A 17,590-nucleotide genomic window follows, 5' to 3' on the forward strand; every position below is an offset into this window, starting at 1 on the left:
GCGGGCTCCGCTAAACTGCCAGATCGAACAATCAAATGGAGACTGGGATGTCGCCCAGGGACTTACTGCTCGCGCTTGTCGTCGTGGTGGCGTGGGGCGTCAATTTCGTGGTGATCAAGGTGGGTCTGCACGGGGTGCCGCCCATGCTGCTCGGTGCGCTGCGCTTCACGCTTGCCGCGGTGCCCGCCGTGTTTTTCGTCAAACGGCCGCAAATGCCGTGGCGCTGGCTGTTTGCCTACGGCGCGACGATTTCATTCGGGCAATTCGCCTTCCTGTTCTCGGCCATGTACGTCGGCATGCCGGCGGGGCTCGCTTCGCTTGTCTTGCAGGCACAGGCGTTCTTCACGCTGATTTTCGCGGCCGTGTTTCTGCATGAGCGCTTTCGCGTGCCGAACGTCGTTGGCTTGTTGATCGCGGCGGCCGGTCTCGCGGTCATCGGCATGCAAGGCGGCCATGCGATGACGCTCGCCGGTTTCGTGCTGACGTTGTGCGCCGCCTGTTCCTGGGCGTTAGGCAACATCGTCACCAAGAAGGTCGGCAAGGTCGATCTGGTCGCGCTGGTGGTGTGGGGCAGCCTGATTCCGCCGTTGCCGTTCCTCGCGCTGTCGTACGCATTCGAAGGGCCGCAGCGGATCGTCGCGGCGTTGTCCGGGATCAGCGCGATGTCGATTTTCGCCATTGTGTACCTCGCATTTATCGCGACGTTGATCGGCTATGGTCTGTGGAGCCGGCTTTTGTCGCGCTATCCGGCCAGCCAGGTGGCGCCGTTCTCGCTGCTGGTGCCGATTGTCGGACTGGCGTCGGCTTCGCTGTTTCTCGACGAGCACTTGTCCACGGTGCAGGTCGTGGGCGCCTTGCTGGTGATGGCGGGTTTGGCGGTGAATGTGTTCGGCGGGTGGGTCGTGCAACGTTTTTCACCGGCGCGTTGAACAGCGCTCAAGCGTGACGCAAAAAAAACGGCCGCATCGAGCGGCCGTTTTTTGTTGCCTGCGTGCCACCCCGCATCAGGTCATGCGGTTCTTGGCCAGAGGGGGATTGGCCGCGAAATAGCGCTTGATGCCGTTCATGATCGCATCGGCCATCTTGTCGCGATAGGCGTCGTCATTCAGGCGGCGCTCCTCGTCCGGGTTGCTGATGAACGCGGTCTCCACCAGGATCGACGGAATGTCCGGCGCCTTCAGCACGGCGAATCCGGCCTGTTCGACCGAACCCTTGTGCAGCTTGTTGATACCGCCGATCTCCTTCAGCACGAAGTTGCCGTAGCGCATCGAATCGCGAATCTGCGCGGTGGTCGACATATCGAACAGCGCGCGGTTGACGGAGGCGTCGGCCGACTTGATGTTGATGCCGCCGATCTGATCCGACGAGTTCTCCTTGTTTGCCATCCAGCGCGCCGCGGCGCTCGACGCGCCGTGCTCCGACAGCGCGAACACGGACGAACCCTTCGCTTCGGGCGTGGTGAACGCGTCGGCGTGGATCGACACGAACAGGTCCGCGCCCACGCGCCGCGCCTTCTGCACGCGCACGTTGAGCGGCACGAAGAAATCGGCGTCGCGCGTCATCATGGAGCGCATGTTCGGCTGGGCGTCGATTTTTGCGCGCAGCTTCTTCGCGATGTCGAGGGCGACGTGCTTCTCGTAGGTCCCCGCGCCGCCAATCGCGCCCGGATCTTCGCCGCCGTGACCCGGATCGATCGCGACCGTGAGCAAACGCACGGTGTTGCTCTTGCCGGTCTTCGGGTTGGTGAAGGCGTAGTTGTCGCTGCTGTCACTGTCATCGCCGCCGAGATTGCTGCCGCTGGTGCCGCCCTTGTTGCGGGCGATCGCGGTGGGCGGCGCGACAGGCGCCGTCGGTGTGGCGGGTTTGCCGAGAATGGGTGGCACGGGCGGCGGCGCGCTATGCGTGGGCGGGTGCGGCACGGCCGACCCGGACCCGCTGCCGCCGTTCTGCGCATAACGTTCGAAAAAGGCCTCGCTGTTGTCAGCGGTGGGCGGCGTGGTGCCGGGACCGCTCAGCGTGACGGGCGGCGCGTTGTTTTCGTCCAGCGTTTGTTGCTTGCGCTCGGTCTGCGCGAGCAGATCCATCAACGGGTCGGGTGCGACAGCGGGATACAGGTCGAACACCAACCGGTACTTGTACGCGCCGACCGGTGGCAGCGTGAACACCTGTGGCTTCACCGAGCCCTTCAGATCGAACACCATGCGCACGACGTGCGGCTGATATTGACCGACGCGCACCGACTGGATCTGCGGGTCATTCGGCGTAATCTTCGATACCAGATCCTTCAGCGCCTGATCCAGATCGAGGCCGTTCAGATCGACCACCAGCCGGTCCGGACCCTGCAGCAATTGCTGCGTGTTCTGCAAAGGCTGATCCGACTCGATCGTGACGCGTGTGTAATCGCGCGCCGGCCAGACGCGCACACCCAGCACCGAGCTCGCCCACGCGAGGCGCGGCGCGACCAGGCCGAGCACCAGCGTGGAAGCGCCTGCGCGCAGAATCTGCCGGCGCCGCCAGTTATGCGTTGCGGTGGCCGCCGATTCGATCGAGCGGAACGGTTTGATTAACATCTTTCGAGACATGCCTTTCCTGATTCGCTGTATGCCCGTGCAACGAGTACCCGGCCTTCGCCCTCCTGGTCCAGGTCGAGTGCGAAGACGAGATCCGGTACGCCAAGCAGACGCCCGGCGCGCTGCGGCCATTCGACGAGGCAAATAGCGCCGCTGTCGAAGTACTCGCGAAAGCCGGCGTCGGCCCATTCGGCCGGGTCGGTGAATCTGTACAGATCGAAGTGATAGAGCGCGAGTTCCCCAACGGGCCGCTCGAGCACGTAGGGTTCGACAAGCGTGTAAGTGGGACTGCGCACGCGGCCGGTGTGGCCGAGGCCGCGCAAGGTCGCGCGCACGAGCGTGGTCTTGCCCGCGCCGAGGTCGCCGACGAGTTGTACTTGCAGGCCATGGAATGGCGGCTTGGCTTCGGTGCCCGGCGTGGCTTGCGGCGAGTTTTGCTGTGGGTCTTGCCGCGAGTCTTGCTGCGGGTTTTGCTGCGGGTTTTGCTGCAACTCGCGCACGCTTTCGATGGCCCGTGCAAAGCGCTCGCCGAATGCATTGCTGGCAGCCTCGTCCGCGAGCGCGAAGGAGCGTTCGAGCAGGATATCGGCGGGCGGTTGGATCGCGAGATCGGGATTGACGGGCATTCTCGTAAAATGGCGTGATGAACCGAAGTCCGGAGTCCCCTGTTTCCTGCACGCCCGCGTCTGACGACGATGCGCATGCCGAGCGTCGTTTCGATGAAACGGCGCTGAATGCGCTCGCGCTCGACATCAAAACGTGGGGCCGTGAACTGGGTTTCGGGGCAATCGGTATCAGCGACACCGACCTCTCCGCTGCCGAAGCGCCGCTTGCAGCATGGCTGGACGCGGGTTGCCACGGCGAGATGGATTATATGGCGAAACACGGTATGAAACGCGCGCGGCCCGCCGAGCTTGTGGCCGGCACGCGACGTGTGATTACCGCGCGCATCGCCTATTTGCCCGCTCAGACATTGAGTGGAAAGGCACACGAAAGCGCTTTGCAGGACTCGCCGCGGATACCGCAAGACTGGCGCGCAGCCGAGCATGCGCGGCTCGCGGACCCATCGGCGGCGGTGGTCTCGATCTATGCGCGGGGCCGCGATTATCACAAGGTGATGCGTAACCGTCTGCAACAACTAGCCGAGAAAATCGAGGCGGCGATTGGTGCATTCGGCTACCGCGTATTTACCGATTCGGCGCCGGTGCTCGAAGTTGAACTTGCGCAGAAGGCCGGGATCGGCTGGCGCGGCAAGCACACGCTGCTGCTGCAGCGGGATGCGGGGTCGCTGTTTTTTCTCGGCGAGATCTACGTCGACGTGCCCTTGCCGACCGATGCCGAGACCTCGCCCGACGATGCACCTGAAACGCCGGGCGCGCATTGCGGCAGTTGCACGCGCTGCATCGGCGCTTGCCCGACGGGTGCGATTGTTGCGCCGTACAAGGTCGATGCGCGCCTCTGTATTTCGTATCTGACGATCGAATTGAAGGGCAATATTCCCCTGGAAATGCGGCCGCTGATCGGTAATCGTGTGTATGGCTGCGACGATTGTCAGCTCGTCTGCCCGTGGAACAAGTTTGCGCAGGCCGCACCGGTCGCCGATTTCGATGTGCGGCACGGGCTCGATCGCGCGACGCTGGTTGAACTGTTTGCATGGAGCGCGGAGGACTTCGATACGCGCATGCAGGGGAGTGCGATTCGCCGTATCGGCTATGAGAGCTGGTTGCGCAATCTGGCGGTGGGGATGGGCAACGCGCTACGGGCCCCTTCGGAGCATCTGGACGCGGAGGCGCGCGCGGCGATTGTGCACGCGCTTGAATTGCGCGTCGGAGACCCCTCTGCCGTTGTGCGAGAGCATGTGGAATGGGCGTTGGAAGCGGCGTAAAGTAGCGGCAATCCACCGGCGGGTAGCATGCCCGCGCGTCATGCAGGCACGCTACCGCGAAGTTTAAAAAGCACCGGTTCAGTCATGAGGCAAGCACCATGTTCAACGCAGTGATCGATGCACCGTTCGGCAAGGTCGGCATTCGTCTCGAAGGCGAGGCCGTGCGCGAGATCGTCTATTTGCCGGAGTCGGTGCAGAGCGTTGCACCGGACACGCTATTGGCCAGACAGGCAGCCGGGCAGATCGAGCGTTATTTCGAGCGTGCGTCGGCGAAGTTCGAATTGCCACTGGCGCAGGTCGGCACCGCGTTCCAGCGCCGCGTGTGGCAAGCGATCAGCGACATCCCGCCCGGTGTCGTGCTGACCTATGGACAATTGGCACGGCAGATCGGCAGCGTCCCGCGCGCGGTCGGCCAGGCGTGCGGCTCCAACTATTTCCCGATTGTGGTTCCGTGTCATCGGGTGGTGAGTTCGAGCGGCATCGGCGGATTCGCGCATACGGGTGGAGACGGCTTCTTTCGCAACGTCAAGCGTTGGCTTCTGGCGCATGAAGGCATTCCCTACGCATGAGCGACACCGTGACTGAAGACGCGCTCGTCGCGTCGCCTTTGTTTGTCGCGAGCTCGGCCTCGATCGATGCATTCTGCGACGCGCTGTGGCTCGAACACGGCTTGTCGCGCAACACGCTCGATGCGTACCGGCGCGATCTGCGGCTGTTCTGCGAATGGCTCGCACAAACCCGCAACACGTCGCTCGACACCGCCAGCGAGGCCGATCTCAACGCCTACAGCGCGGCGCGCCAGAAAGACAAATCGACCTCGGCGAACCGGCGGCTCTCGGTGTTTCGCCGCTACTACGGTTGGGCCGTGCGCGAACATCGCGCAAAGGTCGATCCGACGGTACGCATCCGTTCGGCCAAGCAGCCGCCGCGTTTTCCGTCGACGCTCACTGAAGCCCAGGTTGAGGCGCTGCTCGGTGCGCCGGATATCGACACGCCCTTGGGCCTGCGCGACCGCACCATGCTGGAGTTGATGTACGCAAGCGGTTTGCGTGTCACCGAACTCGTCACGTTGAAGACCGTGGAAGTGGGCCTGAACGAAGGTGTCGTGCGTGTGATGGGCAAGGGTTCGAAAGAGCGCCTGATTCCATTCGGCGAAGAGGCTCACGGCTGGATCGAACGCTATTTGCGCGAAGCGCGGCCCGCTTTGCTGGGCGCGCGCGCGACGGATGCGCTGTTCGTCACGAGCCGCGCGGAGGGCATGACCCGTCAGCAGTTCTGGAACATCATCAAGCGTCACGCGGCAGCGGCCGATGTGCACGCGCCGCTCTCGCCGCATACGCTGCGGCACGCGTTCGCGACGCACCTGCTGAACCATGGCGCCGACCTGCGCGTCGTGCAACTGCTGCTCGGCCATACGGATATCTCGACCACGCAGATCTATACGCACGTGGCCCGCGAACGGCTGAAGTCGTTGCATGCGCAGCATCATCCGCGCGGATGATTCACACAAGGCGTGCTACTCGCGTTTGCCCGCGCCGTTAGATGAACTCGCGCAACCGGTGCTTGAGAATCTTGCCCGTCGACGCCGCCGGCAGCGCGGCGAGCACCTTCACTTCAGCAGGACGCTTGTAGGGCGCGAGACGCTCGCCGCACCACGCGATCAGTTCCGCTGGCGACACCGTTGCTCCCGCGATCAATTCGACGAACGCGATCACTTCCTCGTTACCCTCCACCGCGCGCCCGATCACGGCCGATTGCACTACCTGCGGATGCGCGTTCAACACATGCTCGACTTCCGACGGATACACGTTGAAGCCCGAGCGGATGATCAGCTCCTTGCTGCGCCCGACGATATGCAATGCACCGTCCGCGTCCTGGCGGGCGAGGTCGCCGGTTTTGAGCCAACCGTCTTCGGTGACGGCAGTGCGGGTCTGCTCAGGGTTCCGGTAATAGCCGAGCATCACGTTCGGACCGCGCACCCATAGTTCGCCGATTTCGCCCGTCGGGGCATCCACGCCATCGGGTCCGACGAACCGCACGTCGACGCCGGGAATGGCTTCGCCGACCGAGCAATCGCTGCGCGGTGCGTCGAGCATGGTGTGCGAGACGGTCGGGCTGCTTTCGGTCATACCGTAGCCGTTGTGCAGCGTAAGGCCGTAGACGGTTTCGACGTGCGCCTTTAGTGCAGCATCGAGCGGCGAGCCGCCCGAATAGGCGAAGCGCAGATGTGGCGCGGACCAGGCGTGGCCGTGCGTGTGCAGATGTTCGAGCAGTTTGGCGTGCATGGCCGGAACGCCCTGGAAGATCGAGACGCGTTCTTCGGCTAGCGCGCGCCGCACTGCTTCCGGCGCGAAACGTGGGGCGAGCCGCAAGGTTGCGCCGGCGTGCAGGCTGCCAAGGCAAACCGAGGCGAAACCGTACACATGCGAGATCGGCAGAACGGCGTACACCACGTCGTCGGGCACGACTTTGCGCAAGCGGCTCGACACGGCCGCGATGAAGAGCAGATTGCGATGCGACAGCATCACGCCCTTCGGCGCGCCGGTGGTTCCCGTGGTGTAGATCAGCGCGGCGCATTGGCGGTGGCTGGCGGCTTCGACCGGCTCGGCTTGCGCGTTGGCGTCGATCGCGTACGACCAGCCGCCGATATCCGGCGTGATGGCAGGCGCCTTGACGGCTTGATGCCGCTCGGCATGCTGTTGGGCATCCACGGAGCTTTCGACCGCGTAGGCGACCACGCGAGGCTGCGCATGCGCACGGATTGCGTCGAGTTCCGCAGCCGACAGGCGCGCGTTCGACACCAGCGCCCACGCGTCGAGTTTCGCGGTCGCGAACAGCAGCACGATCTGCGCGATGCTGTTCTCGGCCACGATCATCACCCGATCGCCGCCACGTACCCCCCATTCGCGCAGCAGCGCGGCGGCGGCGTCGACGGCCTCCAGAAGCTGTGCATAGGTAAAGCGGCGCGCGTCCTCGATCAAGGCGACGTGCTGCGGATCCCGCGCGGCCGCAAGCACCGGGATTTCGGCGATACGCGTGGGCAGGCCGGCCAGTAACGCGGGGATGTCGATAGTGGAACGGGTGGAGGAATCGAGGTTCAACGCTGTCTCCAGGAAGCAATCCGGTACCCGGCATGCGGTGCGCCGGAACATTTGCGAACGATCGTGCCACAATCGCCGGGCCCGCACAATTGGCCGTTCGGCAAATAGCCGTTGTGCAAACTCGCTATTACAATGCGCCGATGAGCAAATCCAGACACGTCTCCGAAACGCCCGCGACGCAGTTTCTGCGCCGCCATGGCGTCACTTTCGGCGAGCATCCTTATGATTATGTCGAGCATGGCGGCACTGAAGAGTCGGCGCGCCAGCTCGGTGTGGACGAACATCATGTCGTGAAGACTTTGGTGATGGAAGACGAGCACGCCAAGCCGCTGATCGTGCTGATGCACGGCGACCGCACCGTCAGCACCAAGAATCTGGCGCGGCAGATTGGCGTGAAACGCGTCGAGCCGTGCAAGCCCGAGGTGGCGAACCGCCATTCGGGTTATCTGATCGGCGGCACGTCGCCGTTCGGCACGCGCAAGCAGATGCCGGTGTACGTGGAGTCCAGTATTCTCGAGTTGGACAAAATCTGGCTGAACGGCGGCCGGCGAGGTTTTCTGGTCAGCATCGAGCCCGGGATCTTGACCGGTTTGCTGGCGGCGCAGCCGGTTCAGTGCGCGAGCGTCGATTGACGTTTGCCTGAATGTTGGCCGGGCAGGCGGGTTCGGTAGAATGTGCGCCGCCTTGTTCCCTGTTGCGGTTGAAGTATCGAGTTTCAGACCGCCGATCCTTATAAGAGTCCCCAGATGCAAAACCTGATCGTTGCTGTCGTTGCCTACCTGATCGGCTCGGTGTCGTTTGCCGTGATCGTGAGCGCTGCAATGGGGCTGGACGACCCGCGCTCGTATGGTTCGGGCAATCCGGGCGCCACTAACGTGCTACGCAGCGGCAGCAAGAAGGCCGCGATTCTCACGCTGATCGGCGACGCCTTCAAAGGCTGGTTGCCGGTGTGGTTCGTGGTGCACTTCGGCGCGCGCTACGGGCTCGACGATACGTCGGTGGCGATAGCGAGCATCGCCGTGTTTCTCGGTCATCTGTATCCGGTTTTCTTCCGCTTCAAGGGCGGCAAGGGTGTGGCGACCGCCGCGGGTGTGCTGCTCGCGATCAATCCGATCCTCGGCATTGCTACGTTGCTGACGTGGCTGATCGTGGCATTCTTCACGCGCTATTCGTCGCTGGCGGCTTTGGCCGCGGCCGTATTCGCGCCGCTCTTCGACGGTTTTCTGTTCGGGCCGCATATCATCGCGCTGGCGATTGTCGTGATGAGTTCGCTGCTGGTATGGCGTCACCGCGGCAATATCGCCAAGCTGATGCGCGGCCAGGAAAGCCGCATCGGCGACAAGAAGAAAACCGACGCAGCGGGGAGCGCGGCCGGCGGTAACGAGTCTTGAGCGTGGACCCATTGGCGGGCCTCAACGGGGCCTCAACGCACGTCCGCTACCAGGCGTCCACACATGCCTGGTTTTAAGCGTCACGCGTGTCAGTCACGGAAGTTGTTGAAGTCGAGCGGCGTGTCAGTCACGTCCTTGCGCAGCATCGCGATCACGCTTTGCAAGTCGTCGCGCTTGCCGCCTGTGATGCGCACCGCATCGCCCTGAATGCTCGCCTGGACCTTGATCTTGCTGTCCTTCACGAGGCGCACGATTTTCTTCGACAGATCGCCGGAGACGCCTTTCTTGATCTTGATGACCTGCTTGACCTTGTCGCCGCCGATCTTCTCGATCTTGCCGTAGTCGAGAAAGCGCACGTCCACATTGCGCTTGGCCATTTTCGACAGCAGGACGTCCTTGACCTGGCCGAGCTTGAAATCGTCGTCGGCGTAGGCCGTGATTTCACTTTCCTTGTGCTCGACACGCGCGTCCGACCCTTTGAAGTCGAAGCGGGTTGAAATTTCCTTGTTGGACTGCTCGATCGCGTTCTTGACTTCGATCATGTCCGCTTCGCAGACGACGTCAAACGATGGCATTGTTTTCTCCCAATGGTGCTGCGGTGCGTGGCGCAACCGGTCGGCTGCTCACGGGGCACTCGCTATAATCACGAACCTGGTGTCATTTTACCGATGCCACTCCCTTTTGCCTAAGGCCGCCGCGCATTGTCGCGCGGCAGGGGCCAGATGCCGTTTCGTTCGCCGTCCCATTCTTCCTATTCCGATGTCTCTATCCGACTCTGCCGCGTTCGTTGCCGGCTATCCGCTGAAGGCGCATAACACCTTCGGTTTCGATGTTCGCGCGCACTTCGCGTGCCGGATCGAGCACGAAGCGCAACTGATGGCTGCCGTGCGCGATCCGCGCGCCACCGGCTTGCCGCGGCTGGTGCTGGGCGGCGGCAGCAACGTCGTGCTGACGGACGACTTCGCCGGACTGGTGCTGCTAGTGGCGCTGCGAGGCCGCCGCGTCGTGCGTGAGGACGATGACGCCTGGTACGTCGAGGCGGCCGCCGGCGAGCCGTGGCACGAGTTTGTCGCATGGACTTTGTCGCAAGGGCTGCCTGGATTGGAGAACCTCGCGCTGATTCCCGGCACGGTGGGCGCAGCGCCGATTCAGAACATCGGCGCGTACGGGCTGGAAATGTGCGAGCGGTTTGCGTCGCTGCGAGCGGTTGAGCTGGAAACGGGCGCCGTGGTCGAACTCGATGCCGCCGCTTGCCGATTCGGCTACCGTGACAGTTTTTTCAAGCGGGAAGGGCGCGACCGTTTTGTGATTACTTCGGTCACGTTCCGTTTGCCGAAAGTTTGGCAGCCGCGCGCCGGCTATGCGGATATCGCGCGCGAACTGGCTGCGGGTGGCAATGCCGCGGCCGCGCCGAGTGCGCAGGCGATTTTCGACGCGGTAGTCGCGGTGCGGCGCGCCAAGCTGCCCGACCCGCTTCAGCTTGGTAACGCGGGGAGTTTCTTCAAGAATCCGGTCGTGGAAGCGGCGCAGTTCGAGGCGCTGAAGCTCAAGGAGCCAGAGGTCGTGTCTTACCTTCAACCGGACGGCCGGGTGAAGCTCGCCGCTGGCTGGTTGATCGATCGATGTGGCTGGAAAGGCCGTGCGATGGGCGCGGCGGCGGTGCATCAGCGGCAGGCGCTGGTGCTGGTGAATCTCGGCGGCGCGAGCGGGGCGGAGGTATTGGCGCTTGCAAAGGCGGTGCAGCGGGACGTGCTGGCACGGTTTGGGGTGGAGCTGGAGGCGGAACCGGTTTGTTTGTGATGGCGTAAGTGGCTTGCGGCAATAAAAAAGGCGCCGGGAGTTTTCTCCCGGCGCCTTTTTTTGCGTCTGTGATTCAGTGCCGGCCGCGCCTTGCGGCACTTAACTTCGCTCACGCGAAGTTAAGTTAGCCTTCACCGAAACGCCCGTGCTCAGCCGCGCTGACGACGTGCGTTTTCAGCAATCCGCATACGCAGCGCGTTCAGCTTGATGAAGCCGCCAGCATCGGCCTGGTTGTAAGCGCCGCCGTCGTCGTCGAACGTGGCAATCGTCTTGTCGAACAGCGTTTCTTTCGAGTCGCGCGCGACAACCGAGACGCTGCCCTTGTACAGCTTTACACGCACCCAGCCGTTGACCTTCTCTTGCGTATGGTCGATCAGCACCTGGATGGCGCGGCGCTCCGGGCTCCACCAGTAGCCGTTATAAATCAGCGACGCGTAACGGGCCATCAGATCGTCTTTCAGGTGAGCGACTTCACGGTCGAGCGTGATCGACTCGATACCGCGGTGCGCCTTCAGCATGATCGTGCCGCCCGGCGTTTCATAGCAGCCGCGCGACTTCATGCCGACGTAACGGTTTTCAACCAGATCCAGACGGCCGATGCCGTGCTTGCCGCCCAGGCGGTTAAGCTCGGTCAGCATCTCGGCCGGCGACAAACGCTTGCCGTTGATCGCGACCGGGTCGCCGTGCTCATACTCGATGTCGAGATACTCAGCCTGATCCGGCGCCTGTTCCGGCGACACCGTCCAACGCCACATGTCGGCTTCGGCTTCGGCCTTCGGGTCTTCCAGGTGACGGCCTTCGAACGAGATGTGCAGCAGGTTCGCGTCCATCGAATACGGCGCGCCGCCTTGCTTGTGCTTCATTTCGATCGGAATGCCGGCCTTTTCGGCGTACGCGAGCAGCTTTTCGCGCGACAGCAGATCCCATTCACGCCACGGCGCGATCACCTTGATGCCCGGTTCCAGCGCGTAGTAGCCGAGTTCGAAGCGAACCTGGTCGTTGCCCTTGCCGGTTGCGCCGTGCGAGACCGCTTGCGCGCCGGTGGCGCGGGCGATTTCGATCTGACGCTTGGCGATCAGCGGACGCGCGATCGACGTGCCCAGCAGGTATTCGCCTTCATAGATCGTGTTGGCGCGGAACATCGGGAACACGTAGTCGCGCACGAACTCTTCACGCAGGTCTTCAATGAAGATGTTGTCCGGCTTGATGCCGAGTTGCAGGGCCTTTTTGCGCGCCGGTTCCAGCTCTTCGCCCTGGCCGATGTCGGCCGTAAACGTGACGACTTCGGCGTCGTAGTTGTCCTGCAACCACTTCAGGATGACGGAGGTGTCGAGGCCGCCCGAATAGGCGAGCACGACTTTCTTGATATCGCTCATGGTGAACTCGTAGCTGGAGAAAGCTGGAAAACAAGGCGCACCGGCGGTTCCGGAGCGCGGAAAACCACTATTTTGACACTAAACCGCCGCTTGCCCCTCGTTTTTGGGGTAGGGCGGCGGGTAAGCCAGGTCCACTTGGGAGCGTGAACTACCCGTGAACAACCCGCGGACACCGGCCTGATGCGTGGCGCTAAACGTGGATGCCTTGCCTCGTATTCAAGGCCCCGTCGCGCTTCACGCAGGTGCTGCGTAGCGGTTCGCTCAGTGATTGAGCTTGCCGAGCAGCAGATATTCCATCAACGCCTTTTGCACGTGCAGACGATTTTCCGCTTCGTCCCACACGACGCTTTGCGGGCCGTCGATCACTTCCGCGCTGACTTCCTCGCCGCGATGGGCGGGCAGGCAGTGCATGAACAATGCGTCGGAATTGGCGCGCGCCATCATGTCGGCGTCTACGCACCAGTCCGCGAAGGCTTTCTTGCGGGCTTCGTTTTCGGCCTCGAAGCCCATGCTGGTCCACACGTCGGTGGTGACCAGATCGGCACCGGTGCAAGCCTCGTTCGGATCGTCGAATTCCTGATAGAACGGGGCGCTTTCCGGCGCGACCATCGCGTGGTCGAGTTTGTAGCCCGGCGGCGTGGACAGGCGCAGCTTGAAACCGAGAATCTGCGCGGCTTCGATCCACGTGTACAGCATGTTGTTGGCGTCGCCGACCCATGCGACCGTCTTGCCGCGAATCGGACCGCGATGCTCGAAATACGTGAAGATGTCCGCCAGCACCTGGCACGGGTGATATTCGTTGGTCAGCCCATTGATCACCGGCACGCGGGAATTCTCGGCGAAGCGCTGAAGAATGTCCTGGCCGAACGTGCGGATCATGATGATGTCGACCATGCGCGAGATCACCTGCGCCGCGTCTTCAATCGGTTCGCCGCGGCCAAGCTGCGTGTCGCGCGTACTCATGAAGACGGCGTGGCCGCCTAGCTGGAAGATGCCGGCTTCGAACGACAGGCGCGTGCGTGTCGAATTCTTCTCGAAGATCATCGCCAGCGTGCGGTCGTGCAGCGGATGGTACGTCTCGTAGTTCTTGAACTTGCGTTTGAGAATGCGCGCGCGTTCCAGTACGTACTCGTAGTCGTCCAGCGAGAAATCCTTGAACTGCAGGTAGTGGCGAATTTTCTTGGCGGTCATGAAACAAATACGGCGGTCTCACCCGGCAGGATTGCCGGACGGCGCCGCCGTCGTTTGTGGTAACTCAATGCAGCATAAAGGATTTCGCCTCGTTTGACGAGTCGGCTAAAACGTCCGGCAAGCCGGCTGAAAGCCGTTTGCAACCCTCAAACGAGGCTTGTGTGCGCTGCGGAAAAAGGTCCGCTGCGCTATAATCTACCGGTTATCCCTAAGCCCAGCAGGCTGATATCGAGCTTGCGGGACACGGCTCGCGCGCTCCGGAAAGTTTCGTCGCGGTGCGCCGTCATGATGAGCGCCGCGGCGGCCTGTCCGGCCCTTCGCGGTATCTGGCGGCGCAGCTCGCCAATCAGGCGTGGTCACGTGTTCAGGCATCCCAAAGCCGCTTTGCAGTCAGCTTTGCCGTCATTCCGCTGGGCAGTCACACAGGTATTCCTACATGGCCGAAGCAGCTCCAACCGAATATTTCATTCAGGGCATCACGTCGACCGGGAAAAAGTTTCGGCCGAGCGACTGGTCGGAGCGGCTCGCAGGCGTCATGGCATGCTTTGGTCCCAGCCCGGGCGGCAAGGGGCCGAACGCTTACCTGCAATACTCGCTGTACGTGCGGCCCACCATGATCGGTGACCTCAAGTGCGTGATTCTCGATTCGCGTTTGCGCGATATCGAGCCGATGGCCTTTGATTTCGTTTTGAACTTCGCAAAAGACAACGATCTCGTCGTGACGGAGGCTTGCGAGTTGCAACTCGAGCAGCACCCGGCGCCGCAAGAGAAGAGGCATGTGATCTAGCAGGAGCTTCTGCCGGATCGGCAAAAAAGCAAAAACCCGCAGCCAGCGGGTTTTTTTGTGCCTGAAGCAATGACTTCAGGGCGGGTGGCATGGGTGCTGTGGAGTCGATGTGCCGCTAACTGAGGCGCGAACCGGTGAAGGTCCGTATCCGCTGCCGTTAGTAGGCAAACTCGAGGCAAGCCCCAAGCAAAAAAGCCCGCCGAAGCGAGCCTTTCCGTTGCAGCGGAAACAGGAGGTAGCCCACCGAAGCGGGCTGACCGAATTTACTGCGCTGCAGGCGCTTGCAGACCTTTGAGGGCTGCAGCCAGACGGCTCTTGTTACGAGCTGCCTTGTTCTTGTGGACGATTTTCTTGTCGGCGATGATGTCGATGGTCTTCGACGATGCCTGGAAGATCTCAGCGGCCTTAGCCTTGTCGCCGGCTTCGATTGCCTTGCGGACAGCCTTGATAGCCGTGCGGAACTTCGAGCGCAGTGCCGAGTTGTGCGAGTTTGCCTTGGCGGCCTGGCGGGCGCGCTTACGTGCTTGTGCGGAGTTAGCCATGACGGTTCCTTATCCTGTTCCTGTTTCCAGTACCTGACCTTCAAGTGGGTGAGGTGCTGCTTTTAGATCGAACTCTTGGAAGCGATTGCCCAAGAGCGCAAAAAGTGTCGAAAAAAATCGATCGGACTACGCGAAGGCGCGCCCGTGTTCGGAGTATTTCGAGGATAAAGGTGACCGTTTGATGCCGACCTGAACCCCGTCCGAAAATTGAGCGAGCTTCGAAACCGGCGATTATAGCAACAAAATCAGGCACGTGGCAACGGGGAATCGTCGGGCGCGGCGTGCCGGTTGCCGCGCGAGATCCGGGATTCTGCCGGCCCTGACTAGGGCGGGATCGTCTGCGGGTGTGCCGACGACCGTGCGGCAACAGGCGAGCGGATGGCAGGCCCGGCACGCAGGGGGTGCGGCGCGGGTACGGCGGCCAACAAAAAAACAACCATAAAACGGCCCGATTCGCTCGTCTGAACGAACGTATGCGGCGCAAATCGGTCCGATTCGCGTTCTGGCTCGTCGTCCGCCCCTGCGGCACCCGTATAATAAGCGCCCCATGAATCTATTCCGAGCCCTGCTGACGGTCAGCGGCTTCACGCTGCTGTCGCGCGTGACCGGACTGGCCCGCGAAACGCTGATCGCCCGTGCGTTCGGCGCCAGTCAATACACTGACGCGTTTTACGTCGCCTTCCGCATCCCGAACCTGCTGCGCCGCATTTCCGCCGAGGGTGCGTTCTCGCAGGCCTTCGTGCCGATTCTCGCCGAGTTCAAGAACCAGCAAGGACACGACGCCACCAAGGCGCTGGTCGACGCCACCTCGACCGTGCTCGCCTGGGCGCTCGCGATTCTCTCGCTGATAGGCGTGGTGGGGGCCTCGGGCGTGGTGTTCATCGTCGCGTCGGGACTCGCGCATGAGGGCCACGCCTATGCGCTCGCGGTCACGATGACGCGCATCATGTTCCCGTACATCATTTTCATCTCGCTGACGTCGCTGGCGTCCGGCGTGCTGAATACGTACAAGAATTTTTCGCTGCCCGCGTTCGCGCCGGTCCTGCTGAACGTGGCTTTCATCTTCGCGGCGGTGTTCGTCGCGCCGCGCCTGCAAACGCCGGTTTATGCGCTCGCGTGGGCGGTAATCGCCGGCGGCGTGCTGCAGTTCATCGTGCAACTACCAGGTCTGAAGAAGATCGACATGCTGCCGCGCATCGGCCTGAATCCGCTGAAAGCGCTCGCGCATCGCGGTGTGAAGCGAGTTCTGTCGAAGATGGTGCCGGCAATGTTCGCCGTATCGGTCGCGCAGATCAGCCTGATCATCAACACCAACATTGCGTCGCGGATCGGCCCGGGTGCTGTTTCCTGGATCAATTACGCCGACCGGCTGATGGAGTTTCCGACCGCGCTGCTCGGTGTCGCGCTTGGCACGATCCTGCTGCCGAGCTTGTCGAAGGCGCACGTGGATGCCGATTCGCACGAGTATTCGTCGCTGCTCGACTGGGGGCTGCGTGTCACCTTCCTGCTGGCGGCGCCCAGCGCCATCGCGCTGTTTTTCTTCGCTCAGCCACTCACCGCGACGCTGTTCCACTACGGTAAGTTCGACGGCAACGCCGTGGTGATGGTCGGTCGCGCGCTGTCTGCGTACGGCATCGGCCTCGTCGGCCTGATTCTCATCAAGATCCTCGCGCCCGGTTTTTACGCCAAGCAGGACATCAAGACGCCGGTGAAGATCGGCGTTGGCGTGCTGATCGCCACACAGATGAGCAACTATCTGTTCGTGCCGATTTTCGCGCATGCGGGCCTCACGCTGAGCGTCGGGCTCGGTGCTTGCGTCAACGCGCTGTTCCTGTTCCTCGGTCTGCGCAAGCGCGGCATTTACACGCCGTCGAAAGGCTGGTTGAAGTTCTTCGTGCAATTGTTCGGCGCCTGTCTGGTGCTGGCCGGCGCGATGCATTGGTTCGCGATCAGCTTCGACTGGATCGGCATGCACAGCCGGCCGGTCGATCGCATCGTGTTGCTGGGGGCGTGCCTCGTTCTGTTCGCCGCGCTATATTTCGGTATGCTTTGGCTGATGGGCTTCAAGTACGCGTATTTCAAAAGGCGGGTGAAGTGATCACGATGACGCGAGTTCTCGACTATTTCAGTACGCTGGTTGCCGAAGATGACAGCCTGCCGCTGACCGAGGCGGCGCTTTCGCTCGCGCAGGACGCTTATCCCGATCTCGATTTGCAAGGCACGCTGGCCGAGATCGACGAGCTGGTTTTGCGTTTGCAGCGCCGCATACCGGACGACGCCGACATCAGACAGAAGGTCGGCATTCTGAACCGGTTCTTCTTTCGCGAGCTGGGTTTCGCCAGCAACCTCAACGATTATTACGACCCCGACAACAGTCATCTGAACGCAGTGCTGAAGCGCCGCCGCGGCATTCCGATTTCGCTGGCGGTGCTGTATCTGGAGATGGCCGAGCAGATCGGCATTCCGGCGCGCGGCGTGTCGTTTCCGGGTCACTTCCTGTTGCGCGTGACAACGCCGGACGGCGACGTGATGCTCGATCCGACTACCGGGCATTCGCTGTCCGAGTCGCAGATGGTGGATATGCTGGAGCCCTATGTGGCGTCGGCGGGCGACTCGGTGAGCCGGGCGTTGCGCATGTTGCTGCAGCCGGCCACGCGCCGCGAAATCATCGCTCGCATGCTGCGTAATCTGAAGTCGACTTATCTTCAGACAGAACGCTGGCAGCGTTTGTTGGCGGTGCAGCAGCGTCTTGTGATCCTGCTGCCGGACAGCATCGAGGAAGTGCGCGATCGCGGGTTCGCCTATGCGCGGCTCGATTACCTGCGCCCGGCGCTCGAAGATCTCGAGCGCTATCTAGGCGATCGGCCGGATGCTGAAGACGCGACGGTGGTGGAATCGCAGTTGCATGAACTGCGCCAACGCACCCAGTACGACGACCGCGACTGAG

The 17,590-nt window shown here is 62.4% G+C and carries 17 protein-coding genes; 10 read left to right on the forward strand and 7 right to left on the reverse strand.

The window, feature by feature from the left end; all coding sequences use genetic code 11:
• Positions 1–47: 47 nt before the first annotated feature.
• Positions 48–929 (forward strand): EamA family transporter, encoded by an 882-nt coding sequence (locus HWX91_RS16295; RefSeq protein WP_028197952.1) that lies wholly within the window; start codon positions 48–50, stop codon positions 927–929.
• 75 nt (positions 930–1,004) lie between these two features.
• Here HWX91_RS16295 and HWX91_RS16300 read toward each other — a convergent pair whose 3' ends face one another.
• Entirely contained in the window at positions 1,005–2,582 is a 1,578-nt protein-coding gene (locus tag HWX91_RS16300) for an N-acetylmuramoyl-L-alanine amidase (RefSeq protein WP_028197951.1), read from the reverse strand.
• Entirely contained in the window at positions 2,564–3,196 is a 633-nt protein-coding gene (gene tsaE / locus HWX91_RS16305) for a tRNA (adenosine(37)-N6)-threonylcarbamoyltransferase complex ATPase subunit type 1 TsaE (protein ID WP_028197950.1), read from the reverse strand. The genes HWX91_RS16300 and tsaE overlap by 19 nt, the downstream gene beginning before the upstream one ends.
• A gap of 17 nt (positions 3,197–3,213) precedes the next feature.
• Here tsaE and queG point away from each other — a divergent pair, with 17 nt between their 5' ends.
• The 3 genes from queG (at position 3,214) to xerD (ending at position 5,956) form a co-directional block, all read left to right on the forward strand.
• Positions 3,214–4,455 (forward strand): tRNA epoxyqueuosine(34) reductase QueG, encoded by a 1,242-nt coding sequence (queG, locus tag HWX91_RS16310; protein WP_028197949.1) that lies wholly within the window; start codon positions 3,214–3,216, stop codon positions 4,453–4,455.
• 98 nt (positions 4,456–4,553) lie between these two features.
• Positions 4,554–5,024, forward strand: coding sequence for a methylated-DNA--[protein]-cysteine S-methyltransferase (locus HWX91_RS16315; RefSeq protein WP_028197948.1), 471 nt, complete (start codon positions 4,554–4,556; stop codon positions 5,022–5,024).
• On the forward strand, positions 5,021–5,956 hold the full coding sequence (gene xerD / locus HWX91_RS16320) for a site-specific tyrosine recombinase XerD (protein ID WP_028197947.1): 936 nt from the start codon (positions 5,021–5,023) through the stop codon (positions 5,954–5,956). The genes HWX91_RS16315 and xerD overlap by 4 nt, the downstream gene beginning before the upstream one ends.
• Before the next feature lie 37 nt (positions 5,957–5,993).
• On the opposite strand, the gene HWX91_RS16325 is transcribed toward xerD, so the two are convergent.
• Entirely contained in the window at positions 5,994–7,556 is a 1,563-nt protein-coding gene (locus tag HWX91_RS16325; protein ID WP_028197946.1) for a class I adenylate-forming enzyme family protein, read from the reverse strand.
• Between the two features lie 140 nt (positions 7,557–7,696).
• Here HWX91_RS16325 and ybaK point away from each other — a divergent pair, with 140 nt between their 5' ends.
• Positions 7,697–8,188: a Cys-tRNA(Pro) deacylase gene (gene ybaK / locus HWX91_RS16330; protein WP_028197945.1), complete on the forward strand. Its 492-nt coding sequence runs from the start codon at positions 7,697–7,699 to the stop codon at positions 8,186–8,188.
• A gap of 114 nt (positions 8,189–8,302) precedes the next feature.
• A complete protein-coding gene (plsY, locus tag HWX91_RS16335; RefSeq protein ID WP_028197944.1) occupies positions 8,303–8,947 on the forward strand; it encodes a glycerol-3-phosphate 1-O-acyltransferase PlsY in 645 nt (214 codons plus the stop codon).
• A gap of 89 nt (positions 8,948–9,036) precedes the next feature.
• On the opposite strand, the gene HWX91_RS16340 is transcribed toward plsY, so the two are convergent.
• The gene (locus tag HWX91_RS16340; RefSeq protein WP_028197943.1) at positions 9,037–9,522 is read right to left on the reverse strand and encodes a YajQ family cyclic di-GMP-binding protein; all 486 of its coding nucleotides are present in this window, start codon (positions 9,520–9,522) and stop codon (positions 9,037–9,039) included.
• Between the two features lie 184 nt (positions 9,523–9,706).
• Between HWX91_RS16340 and murB the strand changes: the two genes are divergently transcribed.
• The gene (murB, locus tag HWX91_RS16345) at positions 9,707–10,747 is read left to right on the forward strand and encodes a UDP-N-acetylmuramate dehydrogenase (protein WP_028197942.1); all 1,041 of its coding nucleotides are present in this window, start codon (positions 9,707–9,709) and stop codon (positions 10,745–10,747) included.
• A 149-nt stretch (positions 10,748–10,896) separates the two neighbouring features.
• Here the strand turns inward: murB and HWX91_RS16350 are convergent, their stop codons facing one another.
• A complete protein-coding gene (locus HWX91_RS16350) occupies positions 10,897–12,123 on the reverse strand; it encodes an argininosuccinate synthase (RefSeq protein WP_028197941.1) in 1,227 nt (408 codons plus the stop codon).
• 261 nt (positions 12,124–12,384) lie between these two features.
• Positions 12,385–13,314, reverse strand: coding sequence for an ornithine carbamoyltransferase (gene argF / locus HWX91_RS16355; protein WP_028197940.1), 930 nt, complete (start codon positions 13,312–13,314; stop codon positions 12,385–12,387).
• A gap of 436 nt (positions 13,315–13,750) precedes the next feature.
• Here argF and HWX91_RS16360 point away from each other — a divergent pair, with 436 nt between their 5' ends.
• Positions 13,751–14,101, forward strand: a complete 351-nt coding sequence (locus tag HWX91_RS16360) for a DUF3579 domain-containing protein (RefSeq protein ID WP_028197939.1) — start codon at positions 13,751–13,753, stop codon at positions 14,099–14,101.
• 263 nt (positions 14,102–14,364) lie between these two features.
• Here the strand turns inward: HWX91_RS16360 and rpsT are convergent, their stop codons facing one another.
• Positions 14,365–14,643, reverse strand: a complete 279-nt coding sequence (gene rpsT, locus HWX91_RS16365; protein ID WP_028197938.1) for a 30S ribosomal protein S20 — start codon at positions 14,641–14,643, stop codon at positions 14,365–14,367.
• 547 nt (positions 14,644–15,190) lie between these two features.
• Here rpsT and murJ point away from each other — a divergent pair.
• Both murJ and HWX91_RS16375 read left to right on the forward strand, forming a co-directional pair.
• The gene (gene murJ, locus HWX91_RS16370; protein WP_028197937.1) at positions 15,191–16,741 is read left to right on the forward strand and encodes a murein biosynthesis integral membrane protein MurJ; all 1,551 of its coding nucleotides are present in this window, start codon (positions 15,191–15,193) and stop codon (positions 16,739–16,741) included.
• Positions 16,742–16,746: 5 nt separating this feature from the next.
• Positions 16,747–17,589: a SirB1 family protein gene (locus HWX91_RS16375; protein ID WP_028197936.1), complete on the forward strand. Its 843-nt coding sequence runs from the start codon at positions 16,747–16,749 to the stop codon at positions 17,587–17,589.
• Position 17,590 lies beyond the last annotated feature (1 nt).

The sequence above is a fragment of the Paraburkholderia fungorum genome (assembly GCF_902833645.1).
GTDB lineage: Bacteria > Pseudomonadota > Gammaproteobacteria > Burkholderiales > Burkholderiaceae > Paraburkholderia > Paraburkholderia fungorum.